Annotated in this window: 23 protein-coding genes; 14 read left to right on the top strand and 9 right to left on the bottom strand. The window is 31.6% G+C overall.

Translation table 11 applies throughout. The features are described from left to right. Positions 1-190: 190 nt before the first annotated feature. Entirely contained in the window at positions 191-1,429 is a 1,239-nt protein-coding gene (locus tag ABNT22_RS16985; RefSeq protein ID WP_348714232.1) for a hypothetical protein, read from the top strand. On the opposite strand, the gene ABNT22_RS16990 is transcribed toward ABNT22_RS16985, so the two are convergent. Both ABNT22_RS16990 and ABNT22_RS16995 read right to left on the bottom strand, forming a co-directional pair. Next, positions 1,419-2,078: a DUF2490 domain-containing protein gene (locus ABNT22_RS16990; RefSeq protein WP_348714231.1), complete on the bottom strand. Its 660-nt coding sequence runs from the start codon at positions 2,076-2,078 to the stop codon at positions 1,419-1,421. The genes ABNT22_RS16985 and ABNT22_RS16990 overlap by 11 nt on opposite strands. 1 nt (position 2,079) lies before the next feature. Beyond that, positions 2,080-2,649 carry a hypothetical protein gene (locus ABNT22_RS16995; RefSeq protein ID WP_348714230.1) on the bottom strand — a complete coding sequence of 190 codons (570 nt, stop codon included), beginning with the start codon at positions 2,647-2,649 and terminating at the stop codon, positions 2,080-2,082. Between the two features lie 108 nt (positions 2,650-2,757). Between ABNT22_RS16995 and ABNT22_RS17000 the strand changes: the two genes are divergently transcribed. The 6 genes from ABNT22_RS17000 to ABNT22_RS17025 all read left to right on the top strand — a co-directional run bounded on the left by ABNT22_RS17000 (position 2,758) and on the right by ABNT22_RS17025 (position 13,098). Then, a complete protein-coding gene (locus ABNT22_RS17000; protein WP_348714229.1) occupies positions 2,758-3,129 on the top strand; it encodes a BlaI/MecI/CopY family transcriptional regulator in 372 nt (123 codons plus the stop codon). Then, positions 3,126-5,975 carry a M56 family metallopeptidase gene (locus tag ABNT22_RS17005; RefSeq protein ID WP_348714228.1) on the top strand — a complete coding sequence of 950 codons (2,850 nt, stop codon included), beginning with the start codon at positions 3,126-3,128 and terminating at the stop codon, positions 5,973-5,975. Before ABNT22_RS17000 ends, ABNT22_RS17005 begins: the two co-directional genes overlap by 4 nt. 82 nt (positions 5,976-6,057) lie before the next feature. After that, entirely contained in the window at positions 6,058-7,158 is a 1,101-nt protein-coding gene (locus ABNT22_RS17010; protein WP_348714227.1) for a DUF4407 domain-containing protein, read from the top strand. A gap of 77 nt (positions 7,159-7,235) precedes the next feature. Next, positions 7,236-9,140 carry a DUF3857 domain-containing protein gene (locus tag ABNT22_RS17015; RefSeq protein ID WP_348714226.1) on the top strand — a complete coding sequence of 635 codons (1,905 nt, stop codon included), beginning with the start codon at positions 7,236-7,238 and terminating at the stop codon, positions 9,138-9,140. Between the two features lie 8 nt (positions 9,141-9,148). Then, positions 9,149-11,143, top strand: coding sequence for a DUF3857 domain-containing protein (locus ABNT22_RS17020; protein ID WP_348714225.1), 1,995 nt, complete (start codon positions 9,149-9,151; stop codon positions 11,141-11,143). Further along, positions 11,143-13,098, top strand: a complete 1,956-nt coding sequence (locus tag ABNT22_RS17025; protein ID WP_348714224.1) for a DUF3857 domain-containing protein — start codon at positions 11,143-11,145, stop codon at positions 13,096-13,098. The genes ABNT22_RS17020 and ABNT22_RS17025 overlap by 1 nt, the downstream gene beginning before the upstream one ends. Positions 13,099-13,110: 12 nt before the next feature. Here the strand turns inward: ABNT22_RS17025 and ABNT22_RS17030 are convergent, their stop codons facing one another. Next, positions 13,111-13,569 (bottom strand): Lrp/AsnC family transcriptional regulator, encoded by a 459-nt coding sequence (locus ABNT22_RS17030; protein WP_348714223.1) that lies wholly within the window; start codon positions 13,567-13,569, stop codon positions 13,111-13,113. Between the two features lie 165 nt (positions 13,570-13,734). Here ABNT22_RS17030 and ABNT22_RS17035 point away from each other — a divergent pair, with 165 nt between their 5' ends. Further along, the gene (locus ABNT22_RS17035; protein ID WP_348714222.1) at positions 13,735-14,952 is read left to right on the top strand and encodes an aminotransferase class I/II-fold pyridoxal phosphate-dependent enzyme; all 1,218 of its coding nucleotides are present in this window, start codon (positions 13,735-13,737) and stop codon (positions 14,950-14,952) included. Positions 14,953-14,995: 43 nt separating this feature from the next. Here the strand turns inward: ABNT22_RS17035 and ABNT22_RS17040 are convergent, their stop codons facing one another. Further along, positions 14,996-16,018 (bottom strand): metal-dependent hydrolase, encoded by a 1,023-nt coding sequence (locus tag ABNT22_RS17040; RefSeq protein WP_348714221.1) that lies wholly within the window; start codon positions 16,016-16,018, stop codon positions 14,996-14,998. A gap of 81 nt (positions 16,019-16,099) precedes the next feature. Between ABNT22_RS17040 and nhaC the strand changes: the two genes are divergently transcribed. Then, positions 16,100-17,635 (top strand): Na+/H+ antiporter NhaC, encoded by a 1,536-nt coding sequence (gene nhaC, locus ABNT22_RS17045; RefSeq protein ID WP_348714220.1) that lies wholly within the window; start codon positions 16,100-16,102, stop codon positions 17,633-17,635. Positions 17,636-17,669: 34 nt separating this feature from the next. Then, positions 17,670-18,122: a GNAT family N-acetyltransferase gene (locus ABNT22_RS17050; protein ID WP_348714219.1), complete on the top strand. Its 453-nt coding sequence runs from the start codon at positions 17,670-17,672 to the stop codon at positions 18,120-18,122. On the opposite strand, the gene ABNT22_RS17055 is transcribed toward ABNT22_RS17050, so the two are convergent. Continuing rightward, positions 18,073-18,327: a hypothetical protein gene (locus ABNT22_RS17055; RefSeq protein WP_348714218.1), complete on the bottom strand. Its 255-nt coding sequence runs from the start codon at positions 18,325-18,327 to the stop codon at positions 18,073-18,075. The two genes, ABNT22_RS17050 and ABNT22_RS17055, sit on opposite strands and share 50 nt — an antisense overlap. A gap of 31 nt (positions 18,328-18,358) precedes the next feature. Continuing rightward, the gene (locus ABNT22_RS17060; protein WP_348714217.1) at positions 18,359-20,320 is read right to left on the bottom strand and encodes a putative porin; all 1,962 of its coding nucleotides are present in this window, start codon (positions 20,318-20,320) and stop codon (positions 18,359-18,361) included. 70 nt (positions 20,321-20,390) lie between these two features. On the opposite strand from ABNT22_RS17060, the gene ABNT22_RS17065 reads away from it, so the two are divergent. Further along, positions 20,391-20,990: a ribonuclease HII gene (locus ABNT22_RS17065; RefSeq protein ID WP_348714216.1), complete on the top strand. Its 600-nt coding sequence runs from the start codon at positions 20,391-20,393 to the stop codon at positions 20,988-20,990. Positions 20,991-21,002: 12 nt separating this feature from the next. Here ABNT22_RS17065 and ABNT22_RS17070 read toward each other — a convergent pair whose 3' ends face one another. After that, on the bottom strand, positions 21,003-21,530 hold the full coding sequence (locus ABNT22_RS17070; protein WP_348714215.1) for a hypothetical protein: 528 nt from the start codon (positions 21,528-21,530) through the stop codon (positions 21,003-21,005). Positions 21,531-21,588: 58 nt separating this feature from the next. On the opposite strand from ABNT22_RS17070, the gene ABNT22_RS17075 reads away from it, so the two are divergent. After that, entirely contained in the window at positions 21,589-22,644 is a 1,056-nt protein-coding gene (locus tag ABNT22_RS17075; RefSeq protein ID WP_348714214.1) for a nucleoid-associated protein, read from the top strand. Between the two features lie 37 nt (positions 22,645-22,681). On the opposite strand, the gene ABNT22_RS17080 is transcribed toward ABNT22_RS17075, so the two are convergent. Together ABNT22_RS17080 and ABNT22_RS17085 are read right to left on the bottom strand one after the other, a co-directional pair. Next, positions 22,682-23,260, bottom strand: a complete 579-nt coding sequence (locus ABNT22_RS17080; protein WP_348714213.1) for an outer membrane protein — start codon at positions 23,258-23,260, stop codon at positions 22,682-22,684. A 9-nt stretch (positions 23,261-23,269) separates the two neighbouring features. Beyond that, positions 23,270-23,860 (bottom strand): PhnA domain-containing protein, encoded by a 591-nt coding sequence (locus ABNT22_RS17085; RefSeq protein ID WP_348714212.1) that lies wholly within the window; start codon positions 23,858-23,860, stop codon positions 23,270-23,272. Between the two features lie 51 nt (positions 23,861-23,911). Between ABNT22_RS17085 and ABNT22_RS17090 the strand changes: the two genes are divergently transcribed. Both ABNT22_RS17090 and ABNT22_RS17095 read left to right on the top strand, forming a co-directional pair. Then, on the top strand, positions 23,912-24,415 hold the full coding sequence (locus tag ABNT22_RS17090) for a GNAT family N-acetyltransferase (RefSeq protein WP_348714211.1): 504 nt from the start codon (positions 23,912-23,914) through the stop codon (positions 24,413-24,415). A 13-nt stretch (positions 24,416-24,428) separates the two neighbouring features. Then, a complete protein-coding gene (locus ABNT22_RS17095; protein ID WP_348714210.1) occupies positions 24,429-24,917 on the top strand; it encodes a hypothetical protein in 489 nt (162 codons plus the stop codon). The last annotated feature ends 1 nt before the right edge of the window (position 24,918 follow it).

Below are 24,918 nucleotides of genomic sequence, written 5' to 3' on the forward strand. Positions count from 1 at the left end.
ACCTGAAGTTAAAAACTAAACACTAAGAACTAAAAATTCAACACTGAAAAACTAGATTACTTCAGCCGTAACCTTCTTCACAATAACGAATGTATTTTCATCAAAATAACTGCAAAAAAATATATAATGAAGCAAAAAATCCACAACCAAAACATATTTTTTTGTAGCTTGTTCACTAAAAAGAACAACTATGATTTTAACAAGAGAAAAAAAGGAAAATTGGACTGCCATTGAAAAAATAAGCTTCCGTGTCATCTTTTTATACATTAGCCTTTACATTGTAGCCCTCTTCTCTTCCCCGCTATGGAAACCATTTGTTAATTGGATGGCTACTACGGTATTTCATATCGATTATGATTTTTCTTCCAACGGTAGAGGAAGTGGAGATACTACCTATGCTTATGTATTGCTCACTTGTATTTTATTACTTACAGTAATTGGAAGTATTGTTTGGTCAGTACTCGATCGTAAACGTCGTTCTTACAACATGCTACAATACGGGTTTTTAGTAACCCTTCGTTTTGTGCTTATCTTTTTTATGTTTACCTACGGGGTTGTAAAAGTATTTCACTTACAAATGCCTGCACTTTCTAATGCCGACTTGATCAAAACACTCGGAGAAAAATCACCAATGGGATTGGCATGGACCTTTATGGGCTTTTCCAAAACCTATAGTGTATTTGCGGGTTTATCAGAAGTCATTGCTGGTGTATTGCTCATCCCTAGAAGAACTCAAACCTTTGGTGCAGCCGCAGTCATTGTAGTGATGCTCAATGTATTTATGATGAACTTATGTTTTGATATTCCTGTAAAAATATTTTCGTTTCATTTAATGCTTATGGGGGTCATCTTGTTATTGGCTGACTTTAAACGTGTATTTGGCGTATTACTATTCAATAGAAATATTGGCACCTATAAAATCTATCCCATACTCACCAAAAAAGAACGCCGAATTATACGTTGGGTAAAAGGCGGTTTGTTCTTAGTGCTTACGTGGCTTTTTATCTTTACCAGCTATCCAAGATATGAACGATTGTATGTAAAACCAAAAACCACTTTTTATGGTATTTGGGAAGTAACATCGTATCAAAACAAGAACACTGCAATTCCTTCAGATAGCCTTCAAAAGAAACAATGGAAATATGTAGCCATCGATTATAAGAACAGCGCTTGTATAAAAACACAAGATGATAAACATCAATATTTCACATTTAAAGTAGACACATTGCAAAATACTATTGCCTTTGGAAATAGAAGTACCAAAGAACTAGATACTTTGCAGTATACCAAAACCAACACGCTTATTTCTATTAGCGGTATCATTCAAAAAGACAGTGTAAATATTGAACTGGCTCCCAAAAACACGGACGATTTCTTGTTAAAATCAAGAGGTTTTAATTGGATAAACGAACGACCCCTTAATCGATAGAGATATACCAAGTAGTGCGAAACCATAAAGAATGCTTCTGAGGGCTATCTAACAATTTTCCTAAACGATAATCTAAACCAAACTCTAGCTTATCTTTTTTGCTTAATTGATAGCCTAAATACGGTGATACCCGTAGTTCAAAATCTTCTTGATTGAATTGGTATAAATATTCATTGGCTATTTTAATATACCACTCTTTTACATCTACCTTTTCTCCACTCAATGCTTTTTGCAAGGTAGCTCTATAACGGGTTCGGTACTGCGGACGAACATTTTTCTGAAAAAACTGCTCCATACCTAAACGGTGTGCTAGTTTGAATCCGTCAAAATTTTGAACAATATTAAAATGTTGCAACAGTCGATGAATGGTTTCTCCTTCTTTAAACCTGAGAATGTATCCCACATTAACCGATTGATTTAAATCCGTTTTCATAGAGAGTATGGTAGATACATCTACCAAATTATGGGTAAACTCAAAAGCATCTGTATACAACACTTCTCTTGCCTCAATACTATTGACCCATTTTGTTTTATCAGATAATTTTTTCGACATATTTACCTTTGGTAACCATCCTCCAGTAAAATTAGACTGTGCAAAAGACACAAAACTCCCTCCTAAAAAAAGTACAAACAATAACTTTTTCACCATACTAAAACTCTAAATTATCCGTGTTTTGCGGAGCGAACTGTAACTCCTTTACAATAGTTCCGTTGCCATCAAACAACAATTCGTATTTTACATAACTCTTTTTCACTTTTCCTTTTACAATTAACTCATACTTCGGAGTCAAAGTTTCTTGCTCAGTTGCCAATTGAAACACCGCTTTATACATTGCACTTTCACTCCCGGTATATTGAATTTGCGTTTTTTTAATTTTAAACTTTCTAAATTTTTCAGACAACGTTTTGTTAATATTCGCTTGAATGTCTTTTTCCAATTCAGAAAAATCTATTTTGATTTCTACATCAATGATTGCACCTTTATCTGAAAACTCGATACTGTGTTTTTTCTTTTGATGACACACCTTCGCCTCAAAAGTTTTTCCGTCCTGACTTTCTTCTACATACCACTTGATCTTTTCTTTAAAACCCCACATTTTAATAACTTGTTGTGAAGCTTCTGGCACTTTATGCACCTCTACTCGATACTCACGCTCAAATTTTTGCTGAGCAAAAACCGTTGCTTGCGCTAAAAACAATAGAAAAAGGATTTTTTTCATCTCAGTAAATTTTCTTCAAAAATAAAAAAAAGACATTTTTTTAACCTCTACACTTGTAGAATTAAAATTTATTTCTACATTTGTAGAGTAAATTCTAAACTTGTAGAAATGCAATTATCAAAAACTGAAGAACAAGTAATGCAATTATTATGGAAACTGGAAAAAGCTTTTATGAAAGATTTATTGGCTGAATTTCCAGAACCAAAACCTGCAACTACCACGGTTGCAACATTACTTAAAAGAATGAAAGACAAAGGTTTTGTTGACTATACTTTATACGGAAAATCGAGAGAGTACTTTCCGTTAGTAAAGAAGTCTGATTATTTTTCTAAGCATGTAAATGGGTTAATCAAAAACTTCTTTAACAACTCTGCAAGTCAGTTTGCTTCTTTCTTTACTTCAGAAACCAACTTAACGGTAACCGAGTTAGAAGAATTAAAAAAATTAATCGATAACCAAATAGAGCAACAAAAGAAATGATCGCATATTTATTAAAATCGGCATGTTGTTTGGCATTTTTGCTCATCTTTTACCATTTGGTTTTAGAGCGTGAGAAAATGCATCAATTCAATCGTTTCTATTTATTAGGAAGTGTGCTTTTTTCATTCATTGCACCCTTGATTATTATTTATATTCAAGTGCCAGCAGAGATTATTGAAGTTCCTATAACTTATAACGAACCTGTAGTTCTAAACAGTGATTTTATAATTGAAGAAGAAACACCCATAAACTATTGGAACCTTGCTTTAGGATTTTCTGCAGTTATCTCAGCACTTTTAAGCATTCGTTTTATTGTTAATCTGCTAAAAATTGCTCGAAAAATTAGCGCGAATACCCAACTTAAAATAGACAATGCTGTATTGGTTTTAGTAGAGGATGCTATTAGTCCACATACATTTTGGAATTACATTTTTATCAATAAAGACGAATATAAATCACATAAAATAGAAGACGAATTATTTACCCACGAGCTAACGCACGTAACGCAAAAACACACTTTTGACGTATTGCTTATTGAAGTGTTAAAAATTGTGTTTTGGTTTAATCCACTGTTCTATTTCTTAAAAAAATCGATTCAATTAAATCACGAATTTATTGCTGATGAAAAGGTGATCAATTCATTCAAAAATATTTCTGAGTACCAATATTTATTACTGAATAAAGCTGCTTGGAACAACGATTATTACTTGGCCAGTAATTTGAATTATTCATTAACAAAAAAACGATTAGTTATGATGACTACTAAAACATCAAAAGTCAATAATTGGCTAAAAAAACTGGCGGTAATACCGCTACTCATGGGGAGTATTTACGTTTTTGCAGAACGTGTAGAAACCTATGAAAACACTTCTGATGATTCTTTAGAAAAGCTAACAGAAGAAAATTTGTTTATTGCTTCTGTAGAAAGCAACGAAGATAACGTAACGCTAAGGTGTCATAATTGTGAACGATGGGGAAAATTAAACATTCCGTTAAACGAAGAACATATTATAACCGATTGGGGATTTACCAATAGCGAAAGGGTTGCAGATGGCGTATACGCCTTTTCTGTAAAAGCTACTCAAAACAGTATTGAATTTAAAGGGTTAAAAAATACTACTTGGAAAAACTTATCGGTTGATTTAACCAAAAAAAGAACACAGTTTTTAAATGAAAAAGGCATTCTTGATTATGAGAAAAGCAGTTTAAACGAAACTCTAAATTCCTCTACTCCTGCTATTCTTACTAGTGCAAAAAACAATGGAAATAATAAATCGACACCAGAGTACCACTATCTAAAGCAAACTTTTTGGGTAAAGGATAAAACGGGCAAAAAGGTATCTAAGAAATATCCGGAGCTATCTACCTATTACAAGAAAAAATGGCTATTGTTCCCTCCACATCCAAAAGAACAAAAAGTAGTATCCAATGAAAAACTCAATCAATTAAAAGATGCTTCAGTATACGTAGTAAGAATTAATGGAAACCTTGTTAAAAACAGTAGTTTAAATAATTACAAAGCAGCAGATTTTGTTACTTTTTCTTCTCGAAAAATTTCAAAACTTGCTAAGCTACCACAACAGTTCCATTACAATTTATTGACAGGAGAAGGCTTTGAAACGGGTAACATAATTAAGGAATTAGCTAAAAAACATCAAAAAAGAAAAACATCTAAACAGAGTATTCCTTTAGAAGAAACAAAAAAGCCACTTGCTATAAAAGACACCTTACCGAAGGTTAAAAAAATAGTAGTGAACCATAAAAAAAAGCGTTTTACCTATGTAACTAAAGATGGTAAAAAGATTTCTAAGAAATTTTCTGAAATGACTGAAGCGGAAAAGAAAATGCTTCCTCCTCCACCAGCACCGGTATATGTTAGTAAAAAAGCATTGAGCTCAAAGAAATTTGAAGCTTTAAAAAACTCGAAAAAATATGCGGTTTGGATTGATGGGAAAATTGCAGAGAATAGTGTATTAAACAATTATAAAGCTACCGATTTTTACAGTCACCATGGAAGCTTTGTATATAAAAATGCAAGAAGTAAGCGTTTCCCACAAGAGTATCAATTTCAACTATATACACTTGCGTATGTAAAAAAGAAAAAGTTATTACCTCCACCTCCTCCAAAAGCAAGGAAAAATCCGAAAGCTCCAAGACCAGTTAAAATTGAGGTGAAAGAGGTACCAGAAAAACCTAAAACAGGGTTTATAAATGCAAAAGGGCAAAATTTATACTATGTTCAAAACAAAAAAGGAATCACCTACTACAATCGTTGGGGACAAACAGTAACTAAAGAAGGGAAGGTTATTAATCCAAAACAAACAGATTCTAACAAGGTAATCCCTAATCAAAACATTAGTAAAGTATATAAAAACGGAAAAGTAGTTAGTGAGTTTAAAAAGGTTAATGTACCGCCAGCTCCTCCAAAAAAGTATCGTGCATCTACAATACCACCTCCACCACCAATGAGTGCGGAAGAATTAGTTTTTAGATATCCAAAGGCAAGGTTTTATGTTAACAACAAAAAAGTTTCGCATAAAAAAGCCTTAGCCTTTGTAAAGAATAATGAAGATATAAGTGTAATAACTCAAGAAAAGCAGGGTAAAAAAATCATCAAGTTTGCTCAGTTAAAAAGTCAAGTTTCTATTGATAAAATTAACGACTTGTCAAATAGTGAAATTATCGGATTACCGAAAGGACCTACAGAAGACATTAGTTATTATCTTGATGATCAACCTATAGCAAAAGCAGACCTAGACAAAATAAGTCCGCAAAAAATAGCAACTATTACAGTAAAAAAAGAAAAGGATAACTCCAAATCAATTTACGCCACTAGTAAAAAGTAAAATATGTTAAAAGCCTCACAATGTGAGGCTTTTTTGTAACATTCTGTTAAATCTGTCGTTCTTAAAGTATAAGCTTATATTCATGATCAAAGATTTTTTCCTCTTATGCTCTGGTGTGGATCAGAATTTAATAAATGATTGTTCTAACGGAGAGCAAAACAAGTACGCCGGTATTGGTGCTACTGTTTTTTTTACAGCCTTAATGGCAACCATAGCATGTAGCTATGCCCTTTATACCGTTTTTGATAATATATATACTTCCATCTTTTTTGGTATTCTTTGGGGATTGCTCATTTTTAATCTAGATCGATTTATTGTTTCAACCATCAAAAAAAGAGACTCAAAACGACAAGAAATTCTACAAGTGATTCCACGTTTATTGCTTGCCATGATTATTGCGGTAGTTATTTCTAAACCCTTAGAGTTAAAAATTTTTGAAAAAGAAATCAATCAAGTGCTTCTTGCAGAAAAAAACCAAATGACCTTGGACAATAAAACGCAAATCGCACAACAATTTACTCCAGAAATTAATAACCTTAACAATGAAATTACTTCTTTAAAAGACGAAATAACCACTAAAGAAACAGCCGTAAATGCTTTGTACGAAACCTATATTGCCGAAGCAGAAGGAAGAAAAGGCACCAAACTTATTGGAAAAGGTCCAGTATACAAGGAAAAAAGAGACAAACACGATGCAGCTCTCAAAGAATTGAGTGAACTAAAAGCTGCCAATACTGAAAAAATAAAAACCAAAGAAGCCGCCATAGCTGATTTAATTCAGCAACAAAAAAATTCAGAAGCAAATACCCAACCGATTATTTCTAATTTTGACGGTTTAATGGCAAGAGTCAATGCACTAAACAAATTACCTTGGTTACCATCGTTTTTTATTTTCTTACTGTTTTTAGCCATAGAAACAGCTCCTATTTTTGCAAAACTGATTAGCTCTAAAAGTGAATACGATTATAAATTAGAAAATCAAGAATCACTGGTAAAAACATGGATTCAACAACAGGTACATCAACGTGAAGTATTATTACAAACCGATGTTGATTTAAATGATAAGATTTATGCCGACTTAAAAACTGAAGAGGAAATTTATAATTACAAGCAAAAAATGGCACGAAACTTAATGAAACTTCAAGCAGATTCATTTTATAAAAACCAACAAAAGATTTTATAACTTATTGATATTTTAACTTTTTATCTTTTTTTTTATTTTTGTTCTTGAAAACAAAATGAAATAATTGCATGAAAAAAATGAAGTCCACCATTTTTATAATGGTGCTATTGCTATCTGCCAATATTTTAGCGCAAGACCAATTACAATTATCTGCCCTTTTTATTCCACAAGAATTAAAAGAAAATGCCGATGCTGTTATTCGAAATAGCGAACTTATTGTTACAGTAGATGCTATCGATAAACTTATTGTTAGAGAAAAAAGAACCGTTACTGTTCTTAATAAACAAGGAAAAAAGCACGTAAAGGCTTATGAACATTATAACGATGATACCAGAATTACGCGACTATCTGCAGTTGTTTATGATGCTTTAGGAAACAAGGTTAAAAAATATTCGAAAGGAGATTTTGAAGATGTGAGTGCCATTGATGACAACACCTTGTATTCAGATTCTCGTTTAAAATATTTAGAATACACTCCTACTTCGTATCCATACACCGTAGTATTTGAATCAGAATACAAAAACGGAACTACTGGTTTTATTCCAAGTTGGTTTCCTATTAGAACATATAATGTATCCGTTCAAAAGAGTTCTTATACACTGAACAATCCAACCCATATTTCTTTCAGAAAAAGAGAAAAGAATCTTGAAGGGTATACGATTGAACAAAACAATACCGACTCAAACTTAACGTACGAACTTACCAATCAGAAAGCTATAAAACCTGAGCATTACACGGTAAACTTTGAAGATTTCATTCCAAATGTGGCTGTTTCTTTTGACTCTTTTAGTTATAAAGGAATTAAAGGGAATGCTAAAAACTGGGAAGAGTTTGGTTTATGGATGTACGACAATTTAATCAAAGGAAGAAATGAGTTGTCTCCAGCTACTATAGCTAAAATTCAAGGTCTTGTTAAGGATGCTAAAACCCCTGAAGAAAAAGCAAAAATTGTATATGAATACGTACAAAATAAAACAAGATACATCAGCGTACAGGTTGATATAGGTGGATGGGAACCTATTGCAGCAAACAAAGTAGATGCGGTTGGATATGGAGATTGTAAAGGACTAACCAATTACACCAAAGCATTGTTAGATGCTGTTGGAGTAAAATCTCACCATGTAATTGTTTTTGGTAGTGATAAGAAAAACGTTGATAAAGATTTTACGGCTTTGCAAGGAAACCATATGATCTTAAACATTCCGAATGAAAAAGAAGACATATGGTTAGAATGTACTAGCCAAACAATGCCTTTTGGTTTTTTAGGTGATTTTACAGATGATAGAGATGTATTAGTTGTTACTCCAGAAGGAGGTGTTATTAAAAGAACTCCTGCTTACAAAAACAACAACAATTTACAAGTAACAAAAGCGGCTATCAAACTATTGCCAAACAAAAATGTTATAGCCTCAGTGGAGCGTACGTCTTACGGAACGCAATACGATGACAAATACCAAATAGAAGATTATACAAAGGAAGAACTGAACAAGTACTATAAATCATATTTGTGGGATTATAACAACAATTTAGATGTTGAAAATATTCGCCATACAAACAATAAAGACAACGTTGAATTCACAGAAAAACTTGATGTAAAAATTGCTGACTTTGCTACCGCAACCGAACAGAACTATTTATTTAAACTGAATGTCTTTAACAGAATTACAGGAATTCCAAAGAAGTACAGAAATAGGCAAAATCCTTTAGAAATTAAAAGAGGATTTACCGATAAAGATGAATTTATATTTACAATTCCTGAAGGATATAGCATCAATATATTACCAGAAAACAAAAACATCACCAATAAATTTGGCGTATATGCATTGACTTTTGAAAAAATAGACGATGCTACATTTAAATACACACGAGAGTTTTCCTTAAAAAAAGGAGTTCATCCAAAAGAAGATTACAAAGCTTATAGAAAATTTAGAAAAACAGTAGTAAAGTACGATAACCTCAGAACAGAATTAACGAAAAAATAAAAATCACTATGAAAAAATTATTAATCCTATGTGCTATACTTTTTACAGTAGGAAGTACGGCGCAAGAAATAAAATTTGGAAAAGTTTCAAAACAAGAATTAGAAGAGACTTCTTATCTCCTAGATGCAACAGCAGATGCCGCGTATTTGTTTAAAAAGAGAGAAACATATTTTAGATTTGATCAACAACGAGAAATATTTTTAGTTGAAACTGAATATCATGATCGAATTAAAATATATACCAAAGAAGGGTTGGATTATGCCACCAAAAAAATAAATTACTACAATCCTAAAACTGGAAAAAGAGAAGAAATTCAGTCGTTAAAAGCTTATGTTTTTAATTTAGAAGATGGTAAGGTGGCTAAAACAAAATTATCTAAAAAAGATATTTTTACAGAACAATTGAATAAATACAGAAGCCAAAAGAAAATTACATTTCCTAATGTTAAAGAAGGAAGTATTATTGACTTTAAATATCGATTGTCATCTCCATATGGGGATATTAAAACATTAAACTTCCAATATGAAATTCCTGTAGTACAGTTAGACTATAGAGTAAAGATTCCTGAATATTATATTTTCAATAAAACATCTAAAGGATTTTATAACGTTCCTATTAGAGAATCTAGTAAAAGAGATCAAATTAGTTTTAGGGGAGGTGGAAATTTAGCTCATAATGCGAAAATTTACAAATTCACTCAAAAAAACATTCCAGCCTTAAAAGATGATGAACCATACTCTGGTAATCTAAACAATTATAGAGGAGGTATGGAGTTTGAACTTGCAGGAACTCGCTTTCCTGGATCAACTTATAAAAACATAGCCACAACCTGGAAAGATGTTTGTAAAACCATTTATGAATCTCCAAGTTTCGGTGATGAATTGAAGAGAACAAACCACTTTAAAAACGATTTATTACCATTGATTGCCAATGTAAAAAATGATTTTGAAAAGACTGCCATGGTATTTCAGTTTGTAAAATCTAAAATAAAGTGGAATGAATACCATGGATACTCTGTAGATGAAGGAGTAAAAAAAGCCTATAAAGAAGGGGTAGGAAATGTAGCAGAAATAAATCTTAACCTAACTTCAATGTTACGTGCTGCCGGACTTAATGCCAATCCTGTATTAGTAAGTACTAGAGATCATGGTGTTCCATTATTTCCAACAAGAGATGGTTTTAACTATGTAATTACCAAAGTTAATTACCCTAGCGGTAGTTATATTTTGTTAGATGCCACAGACCCATATTCTTTCTTTAACACACTTCCTTTTAGAGCTTTAAACTGGTACGGAAGAGAACTTTTAGAAAATGGATTTTCTCGTGAAGTGAAATTAGTTCCATCTAAACACGCTACAGAAAATAACATTTTAAATGTAAAAATTGATGATTTAGGAGAAGCACAAGGAATGTATATGAGATCTTTAGATGGTCATGTAGCGATGTTTTCTCGTCAAAAAAACAACTTAAAAAAAGAAGAAGATCTCATTACTGCTATTGAAGAAAAGCATAATATTGAAATTGAAGATTTTAAAATTTCAAACAAAGACAATCTTTCAAAAAGCTTAACACAAAGATTAAAGTTTACTAGTGAAGATTTAGTAGAAGAAATTAATGGAAAACTTTATTTCTCTTCGTTCTTATTCCTAGGAAGTACAGAGAATCCATTTAAATCAGAGAAAAGAAACTTCCCTATTGAATTTGGAATGCCTTGGAAAGATAAATTTTCTATAGCCATTAGCATTCCTAATGGATATACAGTTGAATCATACCCAAAAGAATTGGCAATTGGATTACCAGACAACTTAGGTTTTTTTAAATACAAAGCCTTAGTACAAGGAAATAAAATTAAAATCTCTGCCATAACTCAATTGAATACGAATATGATTGCCCCTCAATACTATACAGAAGTAAAAGAATTTTATAAGCAAATGGTTGAGAAGCAAACAGAAAAAATTGTATTAGTAAAAAGCGAATTAAACTCTGGAGAAAGTAAAAACTAATGAGACATTTATTCTTCATACTTTTTTTATTTGTTTTTACCAATGGATTTTCTCAGAAAAGGAAATCGAGTAGAACAGGAAATGTGGCTATAGATGAGCTTACAATGAAACAATATTCTAAAGATACAACGGCTACAGCCGTTGTTCTTTATGAACATGGGAACTACTATATAAATGAAAACAAAAACTATAATAATACTACCGACTATTATTTTAAAATAAAGATTTTAAAAAAAGAAGGAGTTGCAAAGGCTACTATAGAAATTCCTTTATATGAAAAAGAGACTATTCATGATATCAAAGGAATTACTTATAATCTTTCTGAAGGTAATTCCATTCAGAAAACTCATTTATTAGACAGTAAAATTTACACAAAAGACATAAACAAACATTGGAAAGAAGTAACCTTTACCCTACCCAATATAAAAGTTGGAAGCGTAATTGAATATGTATATTCAGTAACCTCTCCCTACTCTCAAATAGATGATTGGTTTTTTCAATCAGATATTCCAAAAGCTCAAAGCGATTTTACTGCAGCTATTTTAGGAAACTACAAATACAATGTTAGAATGGTTGGCTTTTTAAAACTAAAAAGAGATAACCCATCCGTTAAAAGAGGCTGTATTAATATACCTGGTTTAGGTGAAGGAGGTTGCTTGTTATTAGATTACAGTATGGAAAATATTCCTGTTTTTAAGGAAGAAGACTATATGTTAAGTAAAGACAACTTTCTATCTAAACTAGCTTTTGATTTAAAATCATATACAAGTCCCAAAGGTCTAGTAAAAAAGTATACTAAAACATGGAAAGATGCTGATAGAAGTTTAAAGTTAGATTTTTTAGACAATCAAAGCACTAAAAAAAAGTTCTTTAAAAAACAATTAGATCCGGCCATTCTTTCCAATGCAAATGAATTGGAAAAAGCAACACAGATTTATCAATTTATACAACGTCATTTTACTTGGAATGATAAATACTGGCCATCAAAAAAGGTAAGAGTTAAAGAAGCTTTCCAAAACAGATCAGGTAATATTTTTGATATAAACTTAGCCTTGTATAATTCTTTACAAGCTGCCAATATTGAAAGCTATTTAGTACTTACTTCAACAAGAAATAGAGCCATCCCGACAAGATTACACCCAATTGTAAATGATTTTAATTATTTACTAGTTAAAACTATTATCAACGAGAAAACTTATTTCCTTGATGCTTCTAGTAGTTATGTACCATTTGGTTTAGTTCGATACAATGCTTTAAATGGAGATGGTAGAGTAATGGACTTTAAAAAAGGAAGTTATTGGGAACCTATTCAACTCAACAAAAAAACATATAAAAACATTAAAACGCAATTAGCTTTTAATGAAGATGGTGAACTTACTGGAAACTTAACTATAGCAACCGATGGTTATTTTGCAGTGAACGAAAGAGCCAAAATACACTCGAAAGGAGATGATACTTACATTGAAGATTTTGAATCTAAATATCCAAACTTGTCAGTTGAAGATTTTAAATTTAGAAACCTTAAGCAGAATAGTAAACCGTTACATCAGGTATATAAAGTTACCTTTGATGAAATAGACTTAAGTAATGATCATATTAGAATTAACCCTTTCTTGATTGATAAAAGTACAAGAAACCCATTTAAATTGGATAAAAGAGAATATCCTGTAGATTATGGTTACCCAAGTAAAAACTCGTACTTATTATCCTTAAAAATTCCAAGTGGATTTGCTGTAAAGGAACTTCCTCAAAACAAAGCGTTTTCTTTACCTAATAATGGGGGAAGATATCGTTTAGTATTCAGCAAAACAGACGATAAAATTAATATCTACGCGCAAACTAGCATTCACAAAAAACTTTATAGTACTGAAGAATATCATTATTTAAAAGAATTTTACAAGCAAATTATAAGCTCTCAAGATGTTTTTATTGAATTTGAAAAGGTGAACAAATAATCGTTCACCTTTTTATAATACAATAGTATTCGAATTTTTTACTTCTCCTATAGTAAATGTACTATGGGTACTTCCAATATGTTTTAACGCTGTAAGTTTATTTACCATAAATTCTCTGTATTCATCCATATCACTTACATAAATCTTTAAAATATAATCGTACTCTCCACTTACGTGAAAACACTCTGTTACTTCCTCTAATTTGTTTATTTCACGCTCAAAAACGGCAATATATTCTTTCGTATGTTTCTCTAATTTAATATGACAAAAAACCAAAAAAGATTTGTCTATCTTATTTTTGTTGATGAGCGCAACATAACCTTTAATAACATTCTCTTTCTCCAACTTTTTAATACGCTCATAAACCGCTGTCACCGATAAATTTAATTGTAACGATAACTGCTTTGTTGTTTGTTTACTATTCTCCTGTAGTAAGTTTATTAGTTTTTTATCCTTATCATCTAACTTCATTCTGAAATATTTTCTGCAATGACACTTCTTTTTTTAATTAAAGGCAATTTTAAACCACCAATTCAATCAAATATAGAAAAATAATCCAATTTAATTATATATAGTTGATTTTAATTCATGTTTTTTGAAATTTAGTAGTCTCAAAAACAACAAAACAAACACATTATGGATTTTAAGCCTGCTAATAATATTCAAGACCTACAATACTTTGGAGAGTTTGGGGGAGTTAACCCTTCAATTTCAGACTCTTCTACTTATACTTTCCTAGAAGCAAAAACCATGTTTGATACCTTTGAAGGAAATACAGATGGATGCTACCTATATTCACGTCATACATCTCCTTCTAATTTATACTTGGGAGAGGCTTTAGCTGCTATGGAAGGAACGGAAACAGCAAATGTAGCAGGTTCAGGAATGGGAGCTATTACACCAACCATTTTACAAATTTGTGGTAATGGAGATCACTTAGTATCTAGTAGAACAATTTATGGAGGGACTTATGCTTTTTTAAAGAATTTTACACCAAGAATGGGAATAGAGACTTCTTTTGTAGACATTACCAAATTAGACATAGTTGAAGCTTCTATTAATGAAAACACCAAAATGATTTACTGCGAAACCGTAAGTAATCCTCTATTAGAAGTCGCAGACATTAAAGGTTTAGCCGATTTAGCTAAAAAATATAATCTAAAACTAGTAGTTGACAACACCTTTTCTCCATTGTCTATTTCTCCAGCGCAATTAGGAGCTGATGTAGTAATTCATAGTTTAACAAAATTTATCAATGGTTCTTCAGATACTATGGGAGGTGTAGTATGTGGATCTGCTGAATTCGTTAATTCTCAAAAAAGTGTCATTGATGGTGCTAGCATGTTATTGGGTTCTTCAATGGATTCATTGCGTTCTTCTTCCATTTTAAAAAATATGAGAACATTGCACATTCGTATGAAACAACACAGTAAGAATGCAGCTTACCTAGCTGAAAAGTTTGAAGCCGACGGATTAAAAACTGTGTATCCTGGCTTAAGATCACATCCATCACACGAAATATTTAAATCAATGATGAATAAAGAATATGGGTTCGGAGGAATGCTTACCATTGATGCAGGTTCTTTAGATAAAGCAAATGCTCTTATGGAATTAATGCAAGAGCGTAACCTAGGATACTTAGCCGTGAGTTTAGGTTTTTATAAAACCTTATTCTCTGCTCCAGGTACCTCAACTTCATCTGAAATTCCAGAGGAGGAACAAGTTGAAATGGGTTTAACCGACGGATTGATTCGTTTTTCAATTGGATTAGATAACGATATTGAACGCACTTACCAAATGATGAAAGAATGTATGTTTGAAGTGGGTGTTTTAAAAGCTGAAACAACTGTATAGAATATCTTACAAAACAAAAAGCCAGCTTTTAAAGCTGGCTTTTTTATTTTCCGTAAATTCTATTTATAAACTTATTAAAATCTTCTTTAGAGGGTGGTTTACCATACAACGGAAGTATATCCCACCTTTTACCTGATTTGGCCAATTCAAAACTAAATACAGAAGAACTTGCGTCTTCTTCGTTTAACAGAGGATATCTCAAATCATTGTACTTGATTCGATTGGTAGAATCTACTGCCACTAAATTAAAGTATTGATTACTAAACCAAGACAATCGTTTAATATCTGGATGCTTCACATCAATTAAACTATGATTCTTAGGAATTGTTAAAATAGAATCAATTTCACTTTTAGAATCCAACAAGGAATAAAAACCAACTTTATAATCATCTTTTGTCTCGGCAATACCATACCAAAGTATATTATTTAGAATAGTTGGTTGCGTAGAAAATCGCTCATATGCTACTTCTGCTTTTTCAAAAGATTTTTTAAAAACACTGTCTATATATATTTTATTACCAATCGTAAACAACATATAAGCGGAGCTAATATAAATTCCTGCTTTGGCCCACCAATTTCTACGATTACTTTTCCTATTAAAAAACATCGCAATAATCAAGCACACTAAAAATGGTAAAGTATATGCTGGATCTGCAACAGAAATATTATTCAAGGCTACCCTATAATCTGAAAAAGGTAAAAATAATTGTGTTCCATAAGGTGTAAAGCTATCCAATATGGGATGTGTAAAAATAGACAGGAAAAATAACCAAATCCAATCTCTTTGTATAGTGGTATTCTTCCGTTTTCCCGTATCGTAAGCTTTAAAAAACAAAAATCCAAACACAAACGCTCCTAAAAAAGCAAAAACAATAGAATGCATAAAACCACGATGAAAAGACATTGCATCAATCTCATTTCCATACAACCAACTCCCAATAAAGACATCTAAATCGGGTATGGTACCACCAATAGCACCAAAAAGCATGGCTTTATTACCTATCTTTTTTCCCAATGCTACTTCTCCACATGCAGCACCTAAAACAATTTGAGTTAATGAATCCATAGATAACAAATGTAGTAAACTGATTCTACTTGTATAATTCTTTGCAAAATCGTAACATTACACTTCGAAAAACACTACACAATGCAAGACGATAAAAATTTATCTGAAATTAAAATTGAAGACCAAAAAATTATTGATAACAAAGAGCTAAGTATATGGGAAGCTTTAATCCCTGTTTTAGCATTAATAGGAATGTTAGCTTATAATGTTTATGTTTTTGGTGACGACGCCTTAAGTGGAACTAATCAATTCATTTTAATACTTGGTGGTGCTATTGCCGCAATTGTTGGTTTTAAAAATAAAGTTTCCTACAAAGTAATGATTGAGGAAGTTGCAGAAAATATTAAATCTACAGCAGGAGCAATTTTAATATTATTAATGGTTGGTGCATTAGCGGGAACTTGGCTAATTAGTGGAATAATCCCTTCTATGATTTATTATGGCTTACAAATATTGAATCCAACAATATTTTTAGCTGCTTGTTTAATTATTTGTGCAGTAATCTCTATTGCTACAGGTAGTTCCTGGACAACCGCTGCAACTGTAGGTATTGCTTTAATAGGTATTGGAGAAGCTTTAGGGATTTCTCTTGGAATGACGGCAGGAGCAGTATTATCTGGAGCTTATTTTGGTGATAAAATGTCTCCAATGTCTGATACAACGAACTTGGCTCCTGCAATGGCTGGTACCGATTTATTTACTCACATCAAATACATGGCATATACTACTGTGCCAACAATAATAGTTACTTTAATATTTTTTGTCATTTTAGGTTTTACCCAAAATGCTACTGGAAATGCTGACACAGAGCAAATGCTTAATGACATAAATAAGGCTTTTAATATCAACCCTATTCTATTTGTAGTACCCCTTGCAGTAGTTATTTTAATAATGAAAAAAACTCCACCACTAATTGCGTTATTGGCAGGAACATTATTAGGCGGAATTTTTGCTCTGATCTTTCAACCTGAAGTGGTAAAAGAAGTTGTAGCCACTTATCTAGCTAGTTTAGATGACAAATTAACTCCAAATGAAGTTTTAGCCACATTAGATTATGATTTTAAGACTATGTACATGGGAGTAATGCAAGCAATAACTGTTAAAACTTCAATCGCTACAGAAAATGAAGTTTTAGCTGATTTATTTACAGCTGGAGGGATGGTAAAAATGCTCGGTACCATATGGTTAATTCTTTGTGCAATGGTTTTTGGAGGTATTATGGATGCTATTGGAGCTTTGGCAAGAATTAGTAGCTTCTTGTTAAATTTATTTGATTCTGTATTTGGACTTTTTGCAAGTACAGTAGCAACCTGTATTGGACTTAATTTTACTGCTTCAGATCAATACTTAGCTTTAGTAGTACCGGGAAAAATGTATGCAAAAGCATATAAGGATAAGGGGTTAGCTCCAGAAAACCTAAGTAGAACTTTAGAAGATTCTGGTACTGTAACTTCGGTATTAATTCCTTGGAATACTTGCGGAGCATATCATTCAGGAGTACTAGGTGTACCTGTTATAGACTATGCCTTTTATGCAATGTTTAACTGGCTTAGTCCTTTTATGACTTTATTATTCGCTGCTTTTAGAATAAAAATTAGACAATTAACCACAAAATAAACTCACAACCTCTCTTTCTGAGAGGTTTTTTATTATGATAGTTTCTGCTACCCAAAACGACGCCAAAGAACTTACTCAAATTGCTTTAATTTCAAAAGCTTATTGGGGATATACCGAAGAACAAATTCAATCATGGACAGAAGACCTTACCGTTACTCCTCAAATGATTGAAAACATGATGGTTTATAAATTTATTTTAAATCAAAAAACCTTAGGATTCTATATTCTTAATCAACCTCAAAAAACCAACATAGAATTAGAGTTTTTATTTGTACGTCCAGATGCAATAGGACAAAAAATTGGCAAACAACTTTTAACACATGCCACTAAAAAAGCCAGGGAGTTCCATATTGAATCTATGACCTTATTGGCCGACCCTAATGCACAACCTTTTTATGAAAGTCAAGGTTTTGTATTTGTAGACAAAAAAGAAAGTGCTATTCCGAATCGTTTTTTACCAGTAATGAAAAAAGATTTAACAGTATAGAAGTTAAAAGTAGTAGCCAAGGAAATCCATGTAAGAATACATCAAAAAAGTCTTGACCTGTCATTGCATTTTCTCCAGAAAACGCATTTCCTCCAGCAATCCATTTTAACTTCCCTACGATATGAGGCGGGTTAAATGGTGCTAAACCTAAAGTTAAACTCACTATCAGAAAAAGCTTCCAGTTTCTTTTAATTTGATGTATCATTTTCTAAGCTAATAACGAACAATAGGAAACGCTATATAAACCAATTCCAAACTACACCAAAACGGATTACAAAATCTCTATAAGGATAATTTGGTGCAGAGAAATAATTCTTTTTTAGGAAAAAAGAACTAATATTATCTGCTTTAAAATAAATACGCGTCCTACGCACTCTTCCACTAAAAAACAAATCAATGGTTGGGTAACCAATTTCAGTATCATCTTGTAAAGTAAATTCTGCTAACAATGGATTATAAGCATTGGCTTTGTATTTAGAAAAATACTTGAATGTAGCTCCAATATTCACCAACAATGGCTTTCCTTTAAACCATTCATCAGTATAGTACAATGTATTTCTTGATACAAACTCAGGAACTCGAAAAACTTCACTTCCACTGGCTACTTTTTGATACATAATAGTATTATCTAAAGCAAACTTACCTACTCTAAATTCTTTTGAAACTTTTGCTTTTAAATAATTAATGTTTCCTGCATATTGTTTTGGTAAGTTAGTTGCATCAAAATAAGTGTAATTATCAATATTGGTAATATCAACTGAAGCATTTCCCCATTTTGAATCTATTTGTCCTCCTAAAACCCTTGTACCAACAGAGGCAAAATTATTTTCCCAATTATAATCGTTATAACTACTCTGGTGTAAAAGGAAATTGAAATTTGGAAGCTTATTATTAATTCCTAAGTAAGCTTTTGCTGTAAAAACACTGTCTTTTTTATACAATGCTTCTGCGTATAAATTATTTCCAGATAAACGCCCAGACCCAGGAGTGATTGTTCCTGTTGCATTCACTTGAAAATTCTTTACTCTTCCGTTCCAATCTGCTCCAAAAGAAATAGCATTTCCTTTCAGTTTATTCTTGGTAATTCCAACTACATTGTTTTGTAAACTTTCGTATCCGTAGCTATAATTGGTATAATCCGCCTTCACTCTAAAATTACCCAACACATACTTTGAATTAAAATCTAAAAACACTTGATTATTATACAGTATAAAATTTGTTCTATCATTAATACCTCCTGTAGCATTGACATCTCCAAAAGTTGCTGTGGTAGCGGTACCTTGCACAAAACGATAAAACTTAGAATCTCTCGTAAATGAATGTCCTAACTTTAAATTTGTAAAATCTTTTTGACTCAAACTATCTTTAGAAGATAATAATTTAAACGTATGTTCGAAATAAATTCGCTTTCCTTCAAAATTATTTTCAGCATCATTCAAGTTTACATCCATTCTTCCTCTATTCCCGCTAAAATTAGGATCATCATTAATAAACCCTTCCAATGAAGTTGGTGTTAACCCTCCATTTTCTTGATTAAAGAAATCTTGATTAGCCGCATGTCCTCGTATAGCATATTGCCCTTCTTTGGTTTCATAATGAAAACTAAATCTAAAATTACCTGTACTTGCTAAAGAACGACGATACGCTCCTAACGAACGTAAACCTCTATAAGAAACAGCTACATTAAATCTTTTCGAAAAGTTTGTAGTAAATAATGCATCTAACACCTGCCCTTGTTCTAAACCTGTGCGATACATTATTTCAGTTGTAGGAGTTGGAACTTGATAATACTTTACATCTTCAATATTGAAGTAATTAAATTGTTTAGCTCTAAAACCAATATCTGGAAATTGAGATACTCTTCTAAAATCGTAGCCTAAATTATTAAACGTTTGTCCTTGATTATGAAAAGCCAATAATTCAAAATTATCTTTTCTCAAAAAGTTAAATTTATACTCCTTCTGTATAGTAAGTGTGGTATCTACAATAGTCGTATCATTCTTATGAGAAATAATTTTATAATCTGTGTATTTTGTTTTCCCACTTAACTTAACCTGTATTTCATTTCTAGATACTGTATCTAATCTAGCTCCTCTTGTATTAATAACCCCTCCAGATGTACCATCAGATCTTCTGTTTTGAGAAAAAAGTGCTTGGACACTTAACAAACAAAAAAAGATTACAAAAATTTTCTTCATAAAAGCAAAAGTAAAATAATTAAACGACAAAAATTGTGAATAATTTCTTTGAAAACTGTTAATTTGTAGCATGTTGAAATTAAACTATAGCGGATTTACTTTAGAAGCCGGAACAGATGAAGCAGGAAGAGGTTGTTTATCTGGTCCTGTTGTGGCTGCCGCTGTTATTTTACCAGAAGATTTTCAACATGAATTACTCAATGATTCTAAACAGCTTTCAGAAAAAAAAAGAAAGGAGTTACGCCCCTATATAGAAGAACATGCGCTTGCTTATGGCGTTTCTTTTATTCACCAAGATGAAGTAGATGAACTCAATGTTTTACAAGCTTCTATAGCAGGAATGCATCGTTCAATTGCACAATTGAACATAGCTCCAGAATTTATCATTGTAGATGGAAATAAGTTTAAACCTTATAAAGAAGTTCCACACCAAACTATTGTAAAAGGTGATGCAAAATTTATGAGTATTGCTGCTGCGTCTGTGTTGGCAAAAACTTACAGGGATGAATTCATGGAAAAAATCCACCAGGAATTCCCACAATACAATTGGAAAAAAAACAAAGGTTACCCCACTAAAGAACATCGAAATGCTATTCGTAATCATGGAGCAACCTTATATCATAGAAAATCGTTTAAGTTGTTACCTGAACAGTTAAAATTAGAACTTTAACTAATAGCTACCTTATTTAGACTTTGCTCCAACAAAGTTATCTGACTTTACCTTAAAAAGCACATTAAACGTTGTTAAGCTACCATAGATTCTTGTAATATATTGTTGTAAATCTATTTTTTCTTGATCATCTAAACTCTTACTTGAATTAATCTTCTGTTCCATTACTCGAATTCGATCACGAACCATTACTATTTTATGAAAAAAAGTATCTATGGGTATTTCTTTCGAAGCTAAACTTGTATCAGCTGGTTCAATTATCAACTTTCCTCCTTTAAATTTATCTGCTATTGGAACAATTTCAGAAACATCGCTCCACTGCTTTAAAATTTTACGTAGAGAACTCTCTATTTCAAAAAAACTTACAGAGTCTACTTCTTGATCTACAGCTTCAATCACCTCAAAATCATCATTTAAAGAAATGGTTTCTAATCCATTCTCCTGAAAAGTCACCCAATACTGTCTACTATCTACGTTGGTTACTACACCAAAACCATAAGTTACATGATTAATTCTTGATCCTATTCCTAATAATTTCATATATGTTTATTTTTTACGACACTAAAATACTTATTTTTGTGCTCCAATTTTTGAGAAGATGATTAAAAGAACACGTACAGAAATTAACAAGTGTATCATTCACAAAGTAGCCAATAAGTATAACAGCGGACAAAATTCGTTGTCTGAAAGTTTAGTTCGTTTCGATGAAGAAAGTTACGAGTTATTAATGCCTTTTTTACTTAAGCCATTCGGTTCGGTTACACAAAGTTATCGATTTAGTCATCACGCAGATGTTCGTTTAAATGAGTTAAATAAATACACTTCAGACATTTTTGAAGATGATAGTAACGAAGTATTTATAGACCATTCTAAGAATATTGTAAATCACTTGTACGAGCAATCAAATTCTGCCAATATAAAAACAGGTGATGTTATTGTTGCTTACTTTGAAGGGATTGAATATAAAGATGTGCTAACAGAAGCTGTAGGTGTTTTTAAAATTGAAAGTAAAGTTGATTTCTTTCAAACTTACTTAGATGATGATAGTTTTGATGTAGTAGTTCAAAAAGGAATCTCTACAAAAAGATTAGATAAAGGTTGTTTAATTTTAAATTCTACTGATGCTGAAGGAACGGTAGTTTTATCGGTAGACAACAATAACTATGATGCTCAATATTGGATTAAAAATTTCTTAAGTGTAAAGTATGCAGATGACCGAAATTTACATACTCAAAACTATTTGGAAATGTGTAAGGAGTTTTCTGAAGAGGTAATTAAACCAGAATACGGAAAACAAGAACAAAGTGCTTTTTTAGCAAATACTGTAGATTACTTTAAAGAACATGAAAGTGTAGACTATCATTCTTTTAAAGATGAGATATTTGAAGAAGACAAACACAAAGATTTATTTGAAGACTACAAACAACATTTTGAGAAACTCAATGATGTTTTAATTAGAAATAATTTCGAAGTATCTGATGCTGTTTTAAAGAAAGAAAAAAGTAAGTTTAAAACAGAAATAAAATTAGATACTAATATTCAAATTAAAATTGATGTAGACGCGCCAGATGCTCCTTCTGAATATTTAGAAAGAGGATACGATGAAGATAAAAAAATGAAGTTTTATAAAGTTTATTATAATGCTGAAAAATAAAAAAAGCTGAGTATTAAACTCAGCTTTTTTGTTTTTATTAAAATCTTAACCCAACTCCAATCTTTAACAAATTAAAATTGGTATTATATGCTGTATCAGGAGCATCACCAGAATTCAATTTAGAAAAATCGTATTGAATTTGTAAAAACACCCTCGATAAAATATCATAGCTCACTCCTAATCCCATATTTATACCACTTACAGTATCTGATAGGTCAGAAACATTTTGCCCGTTATTAGAACCTGAAAGATCAATTCTCACAAAAGAATACCCCAAATTCACAAAAGGATGTAACTTAGTAACATTTGGTAAATTAAACTCTCCAAAAACTTTGGGTTGAATCGTGTAAATAGTTCTTTGAAAATCTGAAGAAAAATTTGCTTGATTGGTATTATCAACCAACACTCCTCCATTAATCCCTACCCCCAGTTTTACAATTTCTAGGTGTACTGCTCTATATTTTACTCCAAGATCGATTACCCCAAAAGATCGATCTCCAATAAAATTATTGTCAATCGTTACTGGATAATTCGCTTCTAAACTAAACTTCTTGTTTTGTGAAAATAAACTCACTCCACAAAACAACATTGTAATCAATAAAAATCTGTATTTCATATCTATTTTCTATTCTTTTTCTGCCATCTTTTTTACATAATCGGTAATAATTACTATTTGAGTAGCACCAACTTTACCCTCTATATATTTTGCATTTTCAGGATCTAACGAAATTCTACGTACTGCTGTTCCTTGTTTCGCAACCATACTAGACCCTTTTACCTTTAAGTCTTTAATAAGCACCACACTATCTCCTGCTTGTAAAATAGCACCATTACAATCTCTATGAATTACCTTCTCACTTTCATCTAAATGATCTCCTGTTACTTCTGCAAAGCGTAACTCTTCATCTTCTAAATACATCATATCTAACAAATCCTGTGACCATCCATCTTTTTTTAATCGATGTAGCATTCTCCAAGCAACTACTTTTACAGCTCTAAACTCACTCCACATACTATCATTTAAACAACGCCAATGGTTTGAATCTACATTCTCTGGGTGCTCAATCTGATCTATACAAGTTGTACAAGCTAATAAACTTCCATCAACTCCACCTGTTGAAATTGGTGGTACTTCGTAAATTTTCAAATCATTCTTTGAAGCACATAACTCACATTGATTTCCACTTCTATCCTGTAACTCTTGTAATAAACTCATTTAATTGTTTTTTTGCTTCGCAAAAGTACATTTTTAATTTATCTTTAAACCATGTTGTTAGAAAGTGAAAGATTAATTATTAGAGAGGCTAAGGTTAGTGACGCTCCTTTTTATTTTAAGCTATTCAATGATCCTGATTGGATTGAAAACATTAGTGACAAAGGCTTGAAAACGATTGAAGAAACAAAAACCTATTTAAAAGATATATTGCCAAAAAATCAAAAACTCGGAGGACTTGGTTTTTTTACTGTGTTACTAAAGGATACCAATGAACCTATTGGAACCTCTACCGCATTGCAAAGAGATAAATTAGAATATATTGATATTGGTTATGCCTTTTTACCAGTAGCTAGAAGAAAAGGCTATGCCACTGAGGCCACAAAATTAATTATCGAATACGTTCGTACTACTTTCAAACAAAAAAAAGTATACGCTTTTACAATACCCAAAAACACAGCTTCGCAAAACCTTTTAAAAAAACTTGGATTTACCTATATTGGAATGAAAAGTATATATGAAGGTGAAGAAGATTATGTTTTTGAATATGTTTTTTAACGATTATATCTACATGAAAAAAATTATTATTTTATTTATCATTCTGATTGCTACCGACGGATTTGCTTGTTCTTGCATAAAACTTAGCAATAATTTCAAAGAAAACATTGCTAGTGAGTTTAAATCTTCCGTTGTAATTTTCTACGGGAAAGTAATTCAAAAGAAAATATACAAAGCACAAGAGACAGACGATTATATTTCTAACTCAGATATTATTTTTTACACGTTTGAAATATCTAAAGTTTATAAAGGAGAAATTACCCAAAAGAGAATTATTATAAAATCTAACAATGATGGCGGCTCTTGTGGTTATCCTTTTGAAGTAAATAAAAAATATTTAGTTTATTCCAATTACTATGGAGTAAATCAAGCGAATGTTTCTAAGAACGATTTATTTACTTCTATTTGTCACAGAACAAACCTGCTGAAAAACGTAAAAAGTAAAGAACTTAGATTATTAAAAAGACATTCAAAAAAGAGAAAAAAACGTTTAGACACCTAAA

Source organism: Tenacibaculum sp. 190130A14a (assembly GCF_964048965.1).
GTDB classification, from domain to species: Bacteria; Bacteroidota; Bacteroidia; order Flavobacteriales; family Flavobacteriaceae; genus Polaribacter; species Polaribacter polynesiense.

Excerpts from the sequence above, each read along its gene's own strand:
- ABNT22_RS16985 (WP_348714232.1), top strand. The coding sequence starts at position 191 with ATGATTTTAACAAGAGAAAAAAAGGAAAATTGGACTGCCATTGAAAAA.
- ABNT22_RS16990 (WP_348714231.1), bottom strand. The coding sequence starts at position 2,078 with ATGGTGAAAAAGTTATTGTTTGTACTTTTTTTAGGAGGGAGTTTTGTG.
- ABNT22_RS16995 (WP_348714230.1), bottom strand. The coding sequence starts at position 2,649 with ATGAAAAAAATCCTTTTTCTATTGTTTTTAGCGCAAGCAACGGTTTTT.
- ABNT22_RS17000 (WP_348714229.1), top strand. The coding sequence starts at position 2,758 with ATGCAATTATCAAAAACTGAAGAACAAGTAATGCAATTATTATGGAAA.
- ABNT22_RS17005 (WP_348714228.1), top strand. The coding sequence starts at position 3,126 with ATGATCGCATATTTATTAAAATCGGCATGTTGTTTGGCATTTTTGCTC.
- ABNT22_RS17010 (WP_348714227.1), top strand. The coding sequence starts at position 6,058 with ATGATCAAAGATTTTTTCCTCTTATGCTCTGGTGTGGATCAGAATTTA.
- ABNT22_RS17015 (WP_348714226.1), top strand. The coding sequence starts at position 7,236 with ATGAAGTCCACCATTTTTATAATGGTGCTATTGCTATCTGCCAATATT.
- ABNT22_RS17020 (WP_348714225.1), top strand. The coding sequence starts at position 9,149 with ATGAAAAAATTATTAATCCTATGTGCTATACTTTTTACAGTAGGAAGT.
- ABNT22_RS17025 (WP_348714224.1), top strand. The coding sequence starts at position 11,143 with ATGAGACATTTATTCTTCATACTTTTTTTATTTGTTTTTACCAATGGA.
- ABNT22_RS17030 (WP_348714223.1), bottom strand. The coding sequence starts at position 13,569 with ATGAAGTTAGATGATAAGGATAAAAAACTAATAAACTTACTACAGGAG.
- ABNT22_RS17035 (WP_348714222.1), top strand. The coding sequence starts at position 13,735 with ATGGATTTTAAGCCTGCTAATAATATTCAAGACCTACAATACTTTGGA.
- ABNT22_RS17040 (WP_348714221.1), bottom strand. The coding sequence starts at position 16,018 with ATGGATTCATTAACTCAAATTGTTTTAGGTGCTGCATGTGGAGAAGTA.
- nhaC (WP_348714220.1), top strand. The coding sequence starts at position 16,100 with ATGCAAGACGATAAAAATTTATCTGAAATTAAAATTGAAGACCAAAAA.
- ABNT22_RS17050 (WP_348714219.1), top strand. The coding sequence starts at position 17,670 with ATGATAGTTTCTGCTACCCAAAACGACGCCAAAGAACTTACTCAAATT.
- ABNT22_RS17055 (WP_348714218.1), bottom strand. The coding sequence starts at position 18,327 with ATGATACATCAAATTAAAAGAAACTGGAAGCTTTTTCTGATAGTGAGT.
- ABNT22_RS17060 (WP_348714217.1), bottom strand. The coding sequence starts at position 20,320 with ATGAAGAAAATTTTTGTAATCTTTTTTTGTTTGTTAAGTGTCCAAGCA.
- ABNT22_RS17065 (WP_348714216.1), top strand. The coding sequence starts at position 20,391 with ATGTTGAAATTAAACTATAGCGGATTTACTTTAGAAGCCGGAACAGAT.
- ABNT22_RS17070 (WP_348714215.1), bottom strand. The coding sequence starts at position 21,530 with ATGAAATTATTAGGAATAGGATCAAGAATTAATCATGTAACTTATGGT.
- ABNT22_RS17075 (WP_348714214.1), top strand. The coding sequence starts at position 21,589 with ATGATTAAAAGAACACGTACAGAAATTAACAAGTGTATCATTCACAAA.
- ABNT22_RS17080 (WP_348714213.1), bottom strand. The coding sequence starts at position 23,260 with ATGAAATACAGATTTTTATTGATTACAATGTTGTTTTGTGGAGTGAGT.
- ABNT22_RS17085 (WP_348714212.1), bottom strand. The coding sequence starts at position 23,860 with ATGAGTTTATTACAAGAGTTACAGGATAGAAGTGGAAATCAATGTGAG.
- ABNT22_RS17090 (WP_348714211.1), top strand. The coding sequence starts at position 23,912 with ATGTTGTTAGAAAGTGAAAGATTAATTATTAGAGAGGCTAAGGTTAGT.
- ABNT22_RS17095 (WP_348714210.1), top strand. The coding sequence starts at position 24,429 with ATGAAAAAAATTATTATTTTATTTATCATTCTGATTGCTACCGACGGA.